The organism is Stenotrophomonas sp. YJH_SMC_57 (assembly GCF_059369755.1).
In genome coordinates this window covers 199,540-213,045 of sequence record NZ_JCAFSZ010000005.1, presented here as the reverse complement: position 1 = coordinate 213,045, position 13,506 = coordinate 199,540, and the positions used below count along the sequence as shown (strand labels likewise).

General features: G+C 67.1%; 12 protein-coding genes. 5 read left to right on the top strand and 7 right to left on the bottom strand.

Annotated features, from left to right (window positions below; genetic code table 11):
* Window positions 1–20 precede the first annotated feature (20 nt).
* On the top strand, window positions 21–1,829 hold the full coding sequence (locus AC5P7U_RS08400; protein WP_006426386.1) for a DUF885 domain-containing protein: 1,809 nt from the start codon (window positions 21–23) through the stop codon (window positions 1,827–1,829).
* Between the two features lie 84 nt (window positions 1,830–1,913).
* On the opposite strand, the gene AC5P7U_RS08395 is transcribed toward AC5P7U_RS08400, so the two are convergent.
* On the bottom strand, window positions 1,914–2,150 hold the full coding sequence (locus AC5P7U_RS08395) for a hypothetical protein (RefSeq protein WP_049456456.1): 237 nt from the start codon (window positions 2,148–2,150) through the stop codon (window positions 1,914–1,916).
* A 165-nt stretch (window positions 2,151–2,315) separates the two neighbouring features.
* On the opposite strand from AC5P7U_RS08395, the gene AC5P7U_RS08390 reads away from it, so the two are divergent.
* Window positions 2,316–3,314: a polysaccharide lyase gene (locus AC5P7U_RS08390; protein ID WP_006426384.1), complete on the top strand. Its 999-nt coding sequence runs from the start codon at window positions 2,316–2,318 to the stop codon at window positions 3,312–3,314.
* A 9-nt stretch (window positions 3,315–3,323) separates the two neighbouring features.
* On the opposite strand, the gene agp is transcribed toward AC5P7U_RS08390, so the two are convergent.
* The 3 genes from agp to AC5P7U_RS08375 form a co-directional block, all read right to left on the bottom strand.
* A complete protein-coding gene (agp, locus tag AC5P7U_RS08385) occupies window positions 3,324–4,535 on the bottom strand; it encodes a bifunctional glucose-1-phosphatase/inositol phosphatase (RefSeq protein ID WP_197563104.1) in 1,212 nt (403 codons plus the stop codon).
* Entirely contained in the window at window positions 4,532–6,364 is a 1,833-nt protein-coding gene (gene smrA, locus AC5P7U_RS08380; RefSeq protein ID WP_197563106.1) for a multidrug efflux ABC transporter SmrA, read from the bottom strand. Before smrA ends, agp begins: the two co-directional genes overlap by 4 nt.
* A 132-nt stretch (window positions 6,365–6,496) precedes the next feature.
* Window positions 6,497–8,059 (bottom strand): serine hydrolase, encoded by a 1,563-nt coding sequence (locus AC5P7U_RS08375; RefSeq protein ID WP_197563108.1) that lies wholly within the window; start codon window positions 8,057–8,059, stop codon window positions 6,497–6,499.
* Between the two features lie 110 nt (window positions 8,060–8,169).
* Here AC5P7U_RS08375 and AC5P7U_RS08370 point away from each other — a divergent pair, with 110 nt between their 5' ends.
* Window positions 8,170–8,613 (top strand): VOC family protein, encoded by a 444-nt coding sequence (locus tag AC5P7U_RS08370; protein WP_197563110.1) that lies wholly within the window; start codon window positions 8,170–8,172, stop codon window positions 8,611–8,613.
* The gene (locus AC5P7U_RS08365) at window positions 8,610–9,485 is read left to right on the top strand and encodes a DUF72 domain-containing protein (protein ID WP_197563112.1); all 876 of its coding nucleotides are present in this window, start codon (window positions 8,610–8,612) and stop codon (window positions 9,483–9,485) included. Before AC5P7U_RS08370 ends, AC5P7U_RS08365 begins: the two co-directional genes overlap by 4 nt.
* On the opposite strand, the gene AC5P7U_RS08360 is transcribed toward AC5P7U_RS08365, so the two are convergent.
* Window positions 9,406–10,020, bottom strand: coding sequence for a Pr6Pr family membrane protein (locus AC5P7U_RS08360; RefSeq protein ID WP_197563114.1), 615 nt, complete (start codon window positions 10,018–10,020; stop codon window positions 9,406–9,408). The two genes, AC5P7U_RS08365 and AC5P7U_RS08360, sit on opposite strands and share 80 nt — an antisense overlap.
* A 79-nt stretch (window positions 10,021–10,099) precedes the next feature.
* Here AC5P7U_RS08360 and AC5P7U_RS08355 point away from each other — a divergent pair, with 79 nt between their 5' ends.
* Window positions 10,100–11,047: a DMT family transporter gene (locus AC5P7U_RS08355; RefSeq protein WP_006426303.1), complete on the top strand. Its 948-nt coding sequence runs from the start codon at window positions 10,100–10,102 to the stop codon at window positions 11,045–11,047.
* A gap of 30 nt (window positions 11,048–11,077) precedes the next feature.
* On the opposite strand, the gene AC5P7U_RS08350 is transcribed toward AC5P7U_RS08355, so the two are convergent.
* Both AC5P7U_RS08350 and AC5P7U_RS08345 read right to left on the bottom strand, forming a co-directional pair.
* Window positions 11,078–12,238: an AAA family ATPase gene (locus tag AC5P7U_RS08350; RefSeq protein ID WP_197563116.1), complete on the bottom strand. Its 1,161-nt coding sequence runs from the start codon at window positions 12,236–12,238 to the stop codon at window positions 11,078–11,080.
* Between the two features lie 162 nt (window positions 12,239–12,400).
* Window positions 12,401–13,471 (bottom strand): sensor domain-containing diguanylate cyclase, encoded by a 1,071-nt coding sequence (locus AC5P7U_RS08345; protein WP_197563118.1) that lies wholly within the window; start codon window positions 13,469–13,471, stop codon window positions 12,401–12,403.
* Between the last annotated feature and the right edge of the window lie 35 nt (window positions 13,472–13,506).

Here is a 13,506-nt window from a genome sequence, read left to right as displayed (position 1 = left end):
GACCCTGTACAGGAACGCCGATGCGCCCGCATCTCCTTGCCCTCGCCCTGGTCGCCGCCCTGGCCGGTTGCCAGCCGGCCGACGCCCCTACCACCGGTTCCACCCCGGCCGCCAGCCAGCAGGCCGGTGACGCCGCCGTCGATGCCGCCTTCGCCGATCTGTCCAAGCGCGCCCTGGACACCTGGATGCAGCTGTCGCCGGTCAGCGCCACCCAGATCGGCGACCACCGCTACGACAGCGAGCTGGACGACTTGAGCGCCGCCGGCCAGCTGAAGACCGTAGCCGCCTACAAGGCGCTGCTGGGCGAGCTGGACAAGATCGAGGTGGCCAAGCTGGGCCGCGAGAACCAGGTGGACGCGGCAATCCTCCGCAACCAGTTGCAGTCGGAAATCTGGAACGCCGAAGTGCTGCAGTCCGGCAAGTGGGACCCGCAGCTGTACAACGGCATTGCCGGCAGCGCGATCTATGGCCTGATGGCACGCGAGTTCGCACCGCTGCCGGAGCGCCTGAAGTCGGCTACCGCACGCATGGAAAAGCTGCCGGCGATCTTCGCCCAGGCCCGCGAGAACCTGGACCCGGCCCGCGTGCCGAAGATCCATGCCGAGACCGTGGCCAAGCAGAACAAGGGCATCCTCAGCATCGTCGATACCTTCATCACCCCGCACATCGGTGAACTGCCGCAGGCCGACCAGCAGCGCCTGCAGGCCGCCATCGACGGCCTGAAGAAGGCAGTGGACGAGCAGCAGACCTGGCTGGACAAGACCCTGGTGCCGAACGCCAAGGGTGACTTCCGCATTGGTGCGGAAAAGTACGACCAGAAGCTGAAGTTCGCGCTGAGTTCGTCGCTGTCGCGCCAGGAGATCGGTGAGCGTGCACGCGCCGAACTCAAGCGCGTGCGCGAAGACATGTATGGCATCGCGCAGACCGTACTGAAGGACAAGCCGGGCGCGCCGGAGATGCCCGCCCAGCCGACCGACGAGCAGCAGCAGAAGGCGATCGAAGCCGCGCTGGAACTGGCCTACGCCGACAAGCCGGCACGCGACAAGGTGGTCGACGATGCCAAGGCCGCGCTGGAGCAGTCCACCGCGTTCGTACGCGAACACGACCTGGTGACCCTGCCCGACGCGCCGGTGGACATCATCCTGATGCCGGAATTCCAGCGTGGCGTGGCCGTGGCCTACTGCGATTCGCCGGGCCCGCTGGACAAGAACCTGAAGACCTTCTACGCCGTCTCGCCGATTCCGGACGACTGGAACGAAAAGCAGGTCGACTCGTTCCTGCGTGAGTACAACTCGCGCATGATCCACCTGCTGAGCATCCACGAAGGCACCCCGGGCCACTACCTGGAGGGCTGGCACTCGGCCAAGTTCCCCTCCACCCTGCGTGCGGTGCTGCGATCGGGCCTGTTCGCCGAAGGCTGGGCGGTCTACACCGAGCGCATGATGCAGGAGCAGGGTTACCTCAACAACGACCCGCTGTTCCACCTGGTGCAGCTGAAGTTCTACCTGCGCACGATCTCCAACGCGATCCTCGACCAGGGCGTGCACGTGGACAACTGGGATCGCGAAAAGGCGATGCACCTGATGACCCACGACGCGTTCCAGCAGGAAAGCGAAGCAGCGGGCAAGTGGGTGCGTGCGCAGCTGACCTCGGCGCAGCTGCCGACCTACTTCGTCGGTGCGCAGGAACACTTCGACACCCGCAAGGCGGTGCAGGAAAAGCTGGGCGACAAGTTCAACCTGAAGGCGTACCACGACCAGGTGCTGTCCTACGGCGCACCGCCGGTGCGCTTCGCCCGCCAGCTGATGCTGGACCAGCCGATCGAGTGATCGGGACGGTGTGAGATGAAGCGGAGCGGCCCGAGGAAACCCGGGCCGCTTTTTTTGTTCGCCCCTGCTTGGGCTGCTGCCGGGTCAGAGCAGATGGATGTACATTTTCTTTGAGCCCAGCCGCAGATCTACGAAGTACTCAACACCACAGCCACGACAGGCTGCAGGGCAATCCTCATCGCTGCCCCGCTCGTTTTCCAATGAGCCAGCCACTACCGGGTATCCGCACTCGAAACAGTTGAAAGCCACATGGTTGCCATGCGGATCAGCAGGGATCTCGTCACCCTCACCGTCCATCACGAGAAAATCCGTGATTTTCATCGCCACTCCCTCCCGCTGAATTGATGACGACAGACTAGCCGACTCTTGAGCTTCAGGCGCCGCTCCGGTCCTGAACACTTGCAGAGCGGGCTTGCGCGGCCTCACAACTGGCAAACGACTCCGGGCGCATCGTTCGCACGGCCTTCCCTTTCCCTGCAGGTTCCAATGCGCATACTCGCGCTACGCCTCGGCCTCCTTTCCGCTGCCTTGGCGGCCGGCACTGCCTTCGCCACCTGCCCCTCCCCACCGATCGGACACCCCGACATCCGCGCCCTGGGCTACTACACCGACAAGGCCGGTTCGGTGATCGACCCGGCACTGCACCAGCAGAATCACGATGCCACCGCGCCGTTGGACCGTTATGCCGCCGACGTGGCGCGCATGAGCGACGACTACCTGCGCGATGGTGATTCCGCCGCCGCGCAGTGCACGCTGGCCTGGCTCGGCGCCTGGGCGAAGGACGGCGCGATGCTCGGGCAGATGATCCGGGTCAACAACGATCAATCGTTCTACATGCGGCAGTGGATGCTCGACGCGGTGGCGATGGCCTACCTGAAGGTGCATGACCAGGCCGACCCGCAACAGCGCGCGCGGATCGATCCGTGGCTGCAGCAGCTGGCACGTGCCAACCTGGCGTACTGGGACAATCCGAAACGGCGCCGCAACAACCACTACTACTGGGGCGGCCTGGGCGTACTGGCCACCGGCCTGGCCACCGATGACGAGGCCCTGTGGCAGGCCGGCCACGCTGCCTTCCAGAAGGGCATCGATGACATCCAGGACGATGGCAGCCTGCCGCTGGAAATGGCGCGCGGGCAACGCGCCCTGCACTATCACGACTACGCGCTGGCGCCACTGGTGATGATGGCTGAACTGGCGCGGCTGCGCGGCCAGGAATGGTACGCCAGCCGGGATCACGCCATCGACCGCCTTGCCCGCCGCGTCATCGAAGGCAGCAAGGACCCCGCGTGGTTCAACGAACGCACCGGCGTTGCACAGCTGCCGCTGCAGGCCAGCGGCTGGGTCGAGTTCTACCGGTTGCGCTCACCGGATGGTGGCCTGTTCGACGCGGCACATGCACGCGGGCCGTTCCACTCGCCGCGGCTGGGGGGCGATCTTACCCTGATGGCCACGCACGGCATCGTGCGCACGCCGCTGCGTTAGCGGCGTGCCTCAGCGGGCTGCCGGATGCAGCAGGCGCTGGAACTCGGCGACGGTGCAGCCCTGTGCCGCGCACCCCGGCACACGCAGCGCGACCCGACCCGGCGGCTGCGCCTCGGTCAGCGGCTGCGCATCACGCAGCTGCGCGCTGGTTGGGTAGACGTAGGCCAGGCGGATCCGCTCCACGCCGCTGTGGCGGTCACGCCAGCGCTCGAACTGCAGCAGGCCACCGATCGGTGTCTTCTCGTACTGCCCCGGCAGCGTGTAGTCGCTGATTCCCAGCGCTGCCAGAACGGAACCGATGTTGGAATCGTGGCCAACCAGCAGCATCACCTTTGGCGAGGCCGCATCTTCAAACAACGCGCCCAATCGTTCCAGCAGCGGCCCGGCCACATCCCGCGCCACCTCGGGTGTTCCGAACAGGATGTCCTGGTAGTGGTTGCGGATCTGCGCCAGTGCCTGCCATTGCGCCTCCGTGTTCAACCGGCCCCAGCCTTCGCGCGGAATTCCACTTCCCTGGTAGTGCTCCATCAGCAGGGCATCGACCAGCCCGCTGGCCAGGGCCAGGGATCCGAAGACGCGCGGCTCCTTGCCCGCCTCTGCGCTGAAGCGGGTGCCGGCCAGGGTCAGACGGCAGTCACTGTGGCCCTCGCACGCCGCCGACTGCGGATAGCGGGTGATCGCCTCCACCACGGACAGGGCCGGCTCCAGCTGCGAACGTACCAACGCCTGCTGCATCGCCGACTGCGCGCGTTCGCGGAACGGCGCGTCATCGCGGCGGATCACCGGATTGAACAGCGGGTCCATCGTGCCCAGTGGCATGCGCTGTTCGACCGTGACATGGCAGCCCGGGAAGGCACCGGCCACGAAAAACTGCGCGGTGGCCTGGGTGCGCTGCAGGCTGTTGGCATGGGCGTGGAAGTCGGCCGGCTGCGGGCAATCCGACACCGGCAACAGCTGTGCCTGCCGCAGCCACTGGCCCATGTAGCGGCCCATGTAGACCTCCAGCACGCCGCCCTTGGTGGTCAGCTCACCCGCAGCGACGTCCCAGCGCGGCCAGGTTTCCGGTGTCGCGTTGGCAAGAGCGCCGGAGGCCACCACCGGCGCGCGCAGGTTGTGGCGGCTGAGCAGGACGACCTGCTCGAGCTGGTCGCCTTCCACCGGCGCTGTCGCCGCCGTTGCGGCCGGGGTCGCCAGGCTGAGTGCCAGCAGCAGGGCAATCACTGATCGGCCGCCACGAAACCACCGGTCTGCCGCGCCCACAACCGCGCATACAGGCCGCCGGCCGCAATCAGTTCGGCATGGGTACCGGTCTCGACGATGCGGCCCTGGTCCATCACCACCAGCCGGTCCATGCGCGCGATGGTCGACAGCCGGTGCGCGATCGCGATCACCGTCTTGCCGCCCATCAATTCATCCAGGCTGTCCTGGATTGCCGCCTCAACTTCAGAATCCAGCGCCGAGGTCGCCTCGTCCAGCACCAGGATCGGTGCGTCCTTCAGCAGCACGCGGGCAATGGCGATGCGCTGGCGCTGGCCGCCGGACAGCTTCACGCCACGCTCGCCGACGTGGGCGTCGTAGCCCCGACGGCCCTGCCCGTCCACCAGCGTATCGATGAAGGCCTCGGCACGTGCCTTGGCCACGGCAGCACGCAGCTGTTCCTCGGTCGCATCCGGGCGTCCGTACAGCAGGTTGTCGCGGATCGAACGATGCAGCAGCGAGGTGTCCTGGGTGACCACGCCGATCTGCTGCCGCAGGCTTTCCTGGGTGACGTGCGCAATATCCTGGCCATCAATCAGGATGCGGCCGCTTTCCAGGTCGTACAGGCGCAGCAGCACGTTGACCAGGGTCGATTTGCCGGCGCCGGACGGGCCAACCAGGCCAATCTTCTCGCCTGGCTTCACCACCAGGTCCAGGCCGGCGATCACGCCGCCCTTCTTGCCATAGTGGAAGTGGATGTCCTGGAAATGCACGCCACCGCGGGTCACCTGCAGCGGCACCGCATCCTCGCGGTCCTGCACGGTCAGCGGCTGGGCGATGGTGGTGATGCCATCCTGCACCGTGCCGATGTCCTCGAAGATGCCGTTGATGGTCCACATGATCCAGCCGGACATGTTGTGGATGCGGATCACCAGGCCGGTGGCCAGGGTGATCGCGCCGACCGTGATGTGGCCGCCGTTCCACAGCCACAACGCCAGCCCGCAGGTACCGGCAATCAGGAAACCGTTGACGACGGCGATGGTCAGGTCCATGCCGGTGGTGATGCGGGTCTGCGCGCGGTGCTTGACCGCCAGTTCCTGGATCGACTCGGCCACGTAGGCCTGCTCGCGCCCGCCATGGGCGAACAGCTTCAGCGTGGGGATGTTGGTGTAGCCATCGACGATGCGGCCCATCGCCTTGGAACGCGCTTCGGAGGCGATCCAGGCCCGTTCCTTGGCGCGCGGCACGAAGTAGAACAGGATCACCGCATAGGCCAGCAGCCACAGGATCAGCGGCACCATCAGCCGCCAGTCGGCCTGCGCGAACAGGTAAAGCGCGGTGCCGGTGTAGACCACGATGTACCAGAGCGAATCGACCATCTGCACCGCCGACTCGCGCAGCGAGGTGCCGGTCTGCATCACGCGGTTGGCGACGCTGCCGGCAAAGTCATTCTGGAAGAAGCTCAGGCTCTGCCGCACCACATAGTTGTGCATCAGCCAGCGCGAACGGTTGCTCAGGCCCGGCACGATGGCCTGGTTGACCAGCAGGTTGTGCAGGCCGACCAGGATCGGCCGCGCGATGACCGTGATGAACAGCATCCAGCCCAGTTCATTGGCGTGGCGCGTGAAGAAATCGGCACCCGGCTGCTCGGCGACCATGTCGACGATGCGGCCCAGGTAATCGAACATGGCCACTTCCACCAGCGCAAGCAGCAGGCCGGCGATGAGCGTGGCCAGCAGCACCGGCCACACCGGGCGCAGGTAGTGCAGGTAGAACGGCAGCACCTTGCGCGGTGGCATGCGCCCATCCACGGGCGGGAATACCGGAATCAGGGATTCAAACCAACGGAACATTGCATTCCCTCGCCTCTTGCAAGCGGCGGAGTATCCCACGCCGCATGTGTACGCCAGCCGACGATCGCCTGATCACTCCGGTCGTCGCCCGCCTTGGCGGGCGCCCTACCGCAGGCCAACCAAGGTTGGCCTCTACCGGGCCACCGGGGTGAACAGCAGGTCCTGGAAATCGAAGCTGAAATCGGTCAGGTCGGAGATCGACTGCATGCGCACGTCACGTACCTTGCCGTCCGGGTCCAGGGTGAAGCTCACGAACGCGTCGGCGTTGAGCGAACGATCATCCCAGCGCACGATGAAGGTGTCGTGCTGCCAGTGCTCCAGGCGACCGCTCAGCTGCGCGGTCTTCATGAAGCGCAGGCGCAGGCCCTTGCCCTCGCTGCTGACCTGCATGTCGCCATACCAGCGGTCGCGGAACGTCCCGGTGTAGCCGGCCAGCGCCAGCGACGGCGCGCTGCGCTTGTCCCGTGCAGCCTGGTGCTTGGCCCAGGCTTCATCCGCCTTGTCCTGGCCCTTGGCCACGGCCTTGGCGTAGGCATCGACCCAGTCGTGCTTCTCCCCGCCCAGGTAGGCATCGAGCACGCTAAGGGTGATCGCGTTGAACGCCGCGCCCACTTCCTGGTTGGTCAGCACCACCACGCCCAGCTTCTCGCCCGGCACCAGGGTCAGCCGCGAGACCATGCCCGGCCAGCCACCGGTATGCCAGACCAGCTTCTGGCCGCGGTAATCACTCAGGCTCCAGCCTTCGCCATAGCCGGCAAAGTTGGCCCGCGCCGGGCCCAGCTCCGGCACGCTTGGCGCCGGGATCGACTGCGGCGTGATCATCCGCCACATCTGCTGCTGGCTCTTCTCGGTGAACAGCGGCGTGCCATCGGCCAGCTTGCCCTCGGCCAGCTGCACCTGCATCCAGCGCGCCATGTCATGCGCGCTGGAATAGATGCCACCGGCGCCGGCATTGTTCGACCAGGTCAGCGGCGCAACGGTGCGCAGGTCCTTGAAATCGTACTTGGCGTGGCCGACGGCCGCCGTGTCGCCCGGCTTCAGGTGATCGGCGTTGTAGCGCGTGCCGGCCATGCCCACCTTGTCGAAGATGCGGGTCTGCAGGAACTGCTGGTAGCTCATGCCCGAGACGTGCTCGATCACCTGCTGGGCCACCGCGTACAGGATGTTGTCGTAGGCATAGCTTTCGCGGAAACCTCCCTTCAGCGGCACCTGGCCCAGCCGCTGCACCACTTCGGCGTTGCTGTAGGACGTGGTCGGCCAGAACAGCAGGTCACCGGCGCCCAGGCTCAGGCCACTGCGGTGCGAGAGCAGGTCGCGGATCGTCATCTGCCCGGTCACGAACGGGTCGGACATGCGGAACGACGGCAGGTGGTCGATCACCTTGTCGTCCATTTTCAGCTTGCCGTCTTCGGCCAGCAGGTTCAGCGAAGTGGCAGTGAACGCCTTGGTGTTGGACGCAATGGCGAACAGCGTGTCGGCCTGCACCGGCTCCGGCCTGCCCTGCTCGCGCACGCCCCAGCCGCGTTCCAGCACCACCTGGCCATCCTTGACCACGGCCACGGCAATGCCGGGCACGTCGAACTGTGCGCGCACGCGCTCGACCGTCGCATCCAGATCCTGCAGCGGCGTCGGGGTCGACGCGCTCGCCATGGTCGTGCAGGCCAGCAGCACGGCGCCTCCAATCCAGGTTTTCATCCAGCACCATCTCCGAACAGGGGTCGCGGCCATGTGCAGGCCGTCACCGGGGTTTCGCGGAATGGTAACGGTCAGCGGCGCACCCTGCCCTGTGCCATAGGAGGGGTGTCATGGGCGAGAACAGCCAGCCGGGCAACGGCTCCACCATCATTCCGTGCCTGCGCTACCGCGACGCGCTGGCCGCCATCGACTGGCTGCAGCGCGCCTTCGGCTTCCACGCCCAGGCCGTCTACGCCGATGGCGAGACCGTGTTCCATGCGCAGCTGGCCTTCGGCCACGGCATGATCATGCTCGGTTCGGCCAGCAACCAGAGTGCGTGGACCGAGCACACCGCCATGCCTGATGAGGTCGGTGGGCGCCAGACCCAGAGCGCGTGCGTGATCGTCACCGATGCCGATGCGCACTACGCCCGCGCCAAGGCCGCCGGGGCACGCATCGTCATCGACATCGCCGACCAGGACTATGGCGGCCGCGGCTACGCCTGCGCCGACCCGGAAGGCTACCTGTGGTGGTTCGGCAGCTACGACCCGTGGCGCGCGGACCACGGCCAGTGACGGCCGCTTCCCGGCAGGCGGCCATCCGCTGCGGCATCGGTGGCTGGGTATTCCCCGAATGGCGCGGCGGCATGTTCTATCCGGCCGGGCTTGCGCAGCGCGAAGAACTTGCGCATGCCAGCCGTGCGTTGCGCTGCATCGAGATCAACGGCACCTTCTACCGCACGCCCACGCCGGCCCAATGTGCGCAATGGGCGGCGCAGACGCCGCAGGACTTCCGTTTCTCGATGAAGGCACCACGCTACCTGGTACAGCGCCGCGACCTGTCCAGCACGGTAGAGGCCGCCGCCCCATTCCTGCAGGCTGCGCTCGCGCTGGGCGACCGGCTCGGTCCGTTGCTGTGGCAGTTCGATCCGCGTCATCCGGCCGATGCCGATGCACTGGACGCGCTGATGGCGCAGCTGCCGAAGCAGCTGGACGGTGTGCCGCTGCAGCACGCGCTGGAAGTACGCAACGCCGCCGCGCACGGCCCGGCGCTGGTTGCTGCCGCGCGGCGCCATGAGGTGGCTCTGGCGATCGAGGACAGCGACGAGGCGCCGCTGCACGGCGATGTCAGTGCCGGTTTCGTCTACGCGCGGATCAAGCGCAGCCAGGCCCGCTTGAAGGAGGGCCTGCCAGCGTCGGTGCAGCAACGCTGGGCCGAACGCGCACGGCGCTGGTCACAAGGCGCGCCCGTGGACGACCTGCCCTGCCTGGCCGAACCGCCCCCGGCCAGACCCCGCGAGGTCTATCTGCTGTGCATCGGCGCAGGCAAGGCACGCAATCCGGCGGCGGCGATGGCGTTGCAGCGGCTCATCGACGGCGCCAGCGATCCAGCGCCCACAGCATCGTCCAGCCCAGCACGAACACTGCGGCCACGCGCAGCACGTTGATCGCGAAGGCCACCGCGCCGATCCGTTGCACCTCAAGGAACGGGTACGGCGCCTGTCCCAGCAGCCAGGCCAGGGTCATCGCCCAACCGAGATAGGCCAACGGCAGCCACAGCACCACCGCCAATGCACGCCAGCGAAGGCCGCCGTGCGGCAACAGCAGCAGCCAGCCGCCCAGGTACAACAGTGGCACGGCGTAGTGCAGCCCCATATCCACCCACCACTGCAGGCCAGTGGGTCGCCAAAGCGCCTGCAAGGCCAGCATGTAGACCAGACAGGTCACGCCGATGCACAGCGCCATGGCCGCGGCCACGGTCGCGCCCAGCGCGCGGCCGCGTGCCAGCCATGCACACCCCAGGCACACGCCCAGATTGCTGAGGATGGTGAAGTAACCGAAGAAGCGCAGGGTCGCCGCGACCACGCCCGCCTCGCCGCCGGGCCCGCCCAGCAGCAACAGGTACTGCAGCAGCAGCGAGGTGGCAGCGACCAGGGCGGTCAGCGCCGCCCATCCACGCACGAACATCGGGCCTGCAGGCATGCGGATACCTCGCCGGGAACGGGGCGCAGCGGCGACCATGACCATCGCCGCGAACCTGCGCTTGCCGCACAATACACGGATGAGCACACCCGACACCCGCAAAGCACTCTGGCAGATCCATTTCTGTGTCCTGCTGTGGGGCGTCACCGCCATCCTCGGCAAGCTGATCACCCTGCCCGCGCTGCCGTTGGTGTGGTGGCGCATGCTGCTGGTGACGGCAATGCTGGCCCTGCTGCCGCGGGTCTGGCGCGGGTTGCGCACCCTGCCCTTGCGACTGGTGGCCGGCTACGCCGGCATCGGAGCGCTGGTCGCCCTGCACTGGCTGACCTTCTATGGCGCGGTGAAGCTGGCCAATGCGTCGGTGGCCGCCACCTGCATCGCGCTCGCACCGGTGTTCACCTCGATCATCGAACCGTGGGTGGCCAAGCGGCCGTTCCAGCTGCGCGAACTCGCCTTTGGCCTGGCCGTGCTGCCCGGTGTTGCGCTGGTGGTCGGTGGCGTACCCGATGGCATGCGCCTGGGTGTGTTGATCGGCGCAATTTCGGCTCTGCTGGTGGCGGTGTTCGGCTCGCTCAACAAACGCATGGTCAGCCACGCCGATCCGCTGACAGTCACCGCGCTGGAGCTGGGTGCGGGTACCCTCACCCTGACCCTGCTGGCACCGCTGATGCCGTACCTGCTGCCGGCACTGGCCAGCCCGCTGTGGATCGTCCCGGACCTGCACGACGGCATCCTGCTGCTGGTGCTGGCCGGCTTCTGCACGCTGCTGCCGTTCGCGCTGGCGCTGGTCGCGCTGCGCCACCTGAGCGCCTACACGGTGCAGCTGGTCACCAACCTGGAACCGGTCTATGCCGTGCTGCTGGCGGTGGTGCTGCTGCGCGAACAGCACGAGGTCACCCCGTGGTTCTACCTGGGCGTGGCGATCATCGTCGGCGCGGTGTTCCTGCATCCGCTGCTGAACCGACGCAAGCCGGTGCAGCACCCGGAGATTCTCGGTACGGCCGAAGCACGCAACATCGCTGATTGAACGCATCCACGCGGGGCATCGATTGCCGTATCACCGCTGCGGCCAGTGCCATGCCGGAACATCCAGAAGGCCCTGTCCGCTCAGCAGCGTGCGCCCATGTTCCTTGTGCAGGTGCAGCGAATGGCACCCCGGCGCCTGTTCCAGCGCCGCGATCAGGCGGCTGGCGTGTGACACCACCCATACCTGGCTGCGCGCACTGGCGGCAATGATCAGCCGTGCCAGTGCCGGCAGCAGGTCCGGATGCAGGCTGGTCTCCGGCTCGTTCAGCACCAGCAGCGGCGGCGGCCGTGGCGTGTGCAGGGCGGCGGCCAGCAGCAGGAAGCGCAGGGTGCCATCGGACAGTTCCGCCATCGACAGCGGCCGCAGCAGGCCGGGCTGCTGGAAGCGCAGGGCCAGCCGACCGTCCAGCTCGTCGAAGCCCACGGAGGCACCCGGGAAGGCATCCTCAACACTGCGAGCCAACCCGACCGGATCTCCGATCTCGACAATGGTGACCCAGGCCGCGGCCAGATCGCGGCCGTCGTGATGCAGCACCGGCGTCCGCGTGGCCATCGCCGGCTGTCGCGCCGGCGCATCGGCATCGCTGCGGAAGTGATCATAGAAGCGCCAGCGGCGGATGTACTCACGCAGGGCGATGGTTTCCGGCATGCGCTGCGGATCACCGACCTGCGTGAACAGGCTGTCGAACAGCGACAAGCGGTCATCGATCAGATCCCAGCCGCGCGCATGGCGTTGCCGCACCCTCGCCCCGCGGCGATCGACCAGCAGGTTGGCGCTGCGCAGGAACGGCCCGGCCCAGATCGCCTCGGCCTTGATCTGCGGGTCCAGTGCAAACGCCGAACGACTGGGCGGCGGGTAGCCCAGATCGATGGCGTAGCCGAATTCGTCGGTGGCAAATCCCAGTTTCAGGCCCACGGAAGCCTGCCGCGGGCCGCCCTGCAGCGGAATCTCGCCGGCCATCACCCGGCGATCAAGGGTTTCGGGGCCGGCCCATAGCGCCGAACCGAGCCCGCCTTCACGGGCCAGCACCGCCGCAACGCCGCCCTGTGCGGTTTCCGCCAGCAGGCGCAGCGCGCGGTACAGGCTGGATTTGCCGCTACCGTTGTCGCCGGTGACCACATTCAACTGCTGCAGCGGCAGCACCAACCCATGCAGCGAGCGATAGTGCGCGATGGCCAGGGTCTGCAGCATGGGCGCTTCCGGGGGAACAGATGGGCCATGCTGGCCGGTTCTGATCGCAGGAGCTGCGACACGATGTGAATCGGGGAGAGCATCCACGCATGGCGTGGATCTACTGGAACGGGATTGAATCACCACGCCTCGCATGCGTTCAGCGCGCGAGTCGCAGGTGTTTCAGCTCGCCAGCTCCACGCGGTTGCGGCCGTTGCCCTTGGCGCGGTACAGCGCCTTGTCGGCGCGTGCCAGCATCTGGTCCACGCTTTCGCCGGACTGGTGCTGGGCAACGCCGATGCTGATGGTCACCGGGAAACCGAGCGGCAGCTCGGCTACCGCCAGGCGAAGGAACTCGCATTGCCGTTCGGCCGCGCGCAGGTCGGTGGCGGGCATCACCGCGACAAACTCCTCGCCACCGTAGCGTGCCGCCATGCCGCGACCGGCGAAGTGCGAGCGCAGCAGCGTGCCCAGCTCGGCCAGCACCCGGTCGCCGGTGGCATGGCCCTGGAAGTCGTTGATGTGCTTGAAGTGGTCGATGTCCAGCAGCGCGACACAGGCTGCACCCGGCTGCGCGCCGTTCATCGCCACGGCCTCCTCCAGCGCCGCCGCCATCGCGCGCCGGTTGGGCAGGCCGGTCAGCGCATCGGTGCGGCTCTGTTCGGCCAGGTCGGCATTCTGGGCCAGCAGCACGTCCTGGTACTCCGACAGCAGTCGCTCGTAGTCGTCGCGTTCCAGCATGTGCTTCTGGATGTCGAGCGCGAAACGGCGCAGCTCCATCACCAGCATCACCTGCCGCGACAGCGCGGCCAAAGCCTCGGCCTTGTCACTGGCCAGGCGTTGCGGATGCGCGTCGAACACGCACAGCGTACCCAGTGGCAGGCCGTCGGAACTGATCAGGGGCGCACCCGCGTAGAAGCGGACATGCGGATCGCCGGTCACCACCGGATTGTCATGGAAGCGGATGTCCTGCAGCGCGTCCTCGACCACCATGATCTGTTGCGGCTGCAGGATGGCGTGGCCGCACATCGATTCGCTGCGCAGGTTCTCCGCAGCATCAATGCCCTGGATCGACTTGAACCACTGCCGCTCGACGTCGATCAGGGTGACGGCGGCCATCGAGGTGCCGCAGACCGCCTTGGCGATCACCACCAGGTCATCGAAGGATTTCTCGCGCTCCGAATCCAGGATGCGGTAGCGGTACAGCGCCTCAAGCCGAAGGGCTTCGTTGGCAGGCTTGTCGGGCTTGATCATGCAGCGTCATGTTCCGGCAGGTCACTGCGAAGTCT

Coding starts and splice junctions, on each gene's coding strand:
- AC5P7U_RS08395 (WP_049456456.1), bottom strand. CDS start 2,150: ATGAAAATCACGGATTTTCTCGTGATGGACGGTGAGGGTGACGAGATC.
- AC5P7U_RS08345 (WP_197563118.1), bottom strand. CDS start 13,471: ATGATCAAGCCCGACAAGCCTGCCAACGAAGCCCTTCGGCTTGAGGCG.
- AC5P7U_RS08390 (WP_006426384.1), top strand. CDS start 2,316: ATGCGCATACTCGCGCTACGCCTCGGCCTCCTTTCCGCTGCCTTGGCG.
- AC5P7U_RS08360 (WP_197563114.1), bottom strand. CDS start 10,020: ATGCCTGCAGGCCCGATGTTCGTGCGTGGATGGGCGGCGCTGACCGCC.
- AC5P7U_RS08355 (WP_006426303.1), top strand. CDS start 10,100: ATGAGCACACCCGACACCCGCAAAGCACTCTGGCAGATCCATTTCTGT.
- AC5P7U_RS08375 (WP_197563108.1), bottom strand. CDS start 8,059: ATGAAAACCTGGATTGGAGGCGCCGTGCTGCTGGCCTGCACGACCATG.
- smrA (WP_197563106.1), bottom strand. CDS start 6,364: ATGTTCCGTTGGTTTGAATCCCTGATTCCGGTATTCCCGCCCGTGGAT.
- AC5P7U_RS08400 (WP_006426386.1), top strand. CDS start 21: ATGCGCCCGCATCTCCTTGCCCTCGCCCTGGTCGCCGCCCTGGCCGGT.
- AC5P7U_RS08350 (WP_197563116.1), bottom strand. CDS start 12,238: ATGCTGCAGACCCTGGCCATCGCGCACTATCGCTCGCTGCATGGGTTG.
- AC5P7U_RS08370 (WP_197563110.1), top strand. CDS start 8,170: ATGGGCGAGAACAGCCAGCCGGGCAACGGCTCCACCATCATTCCGTGC.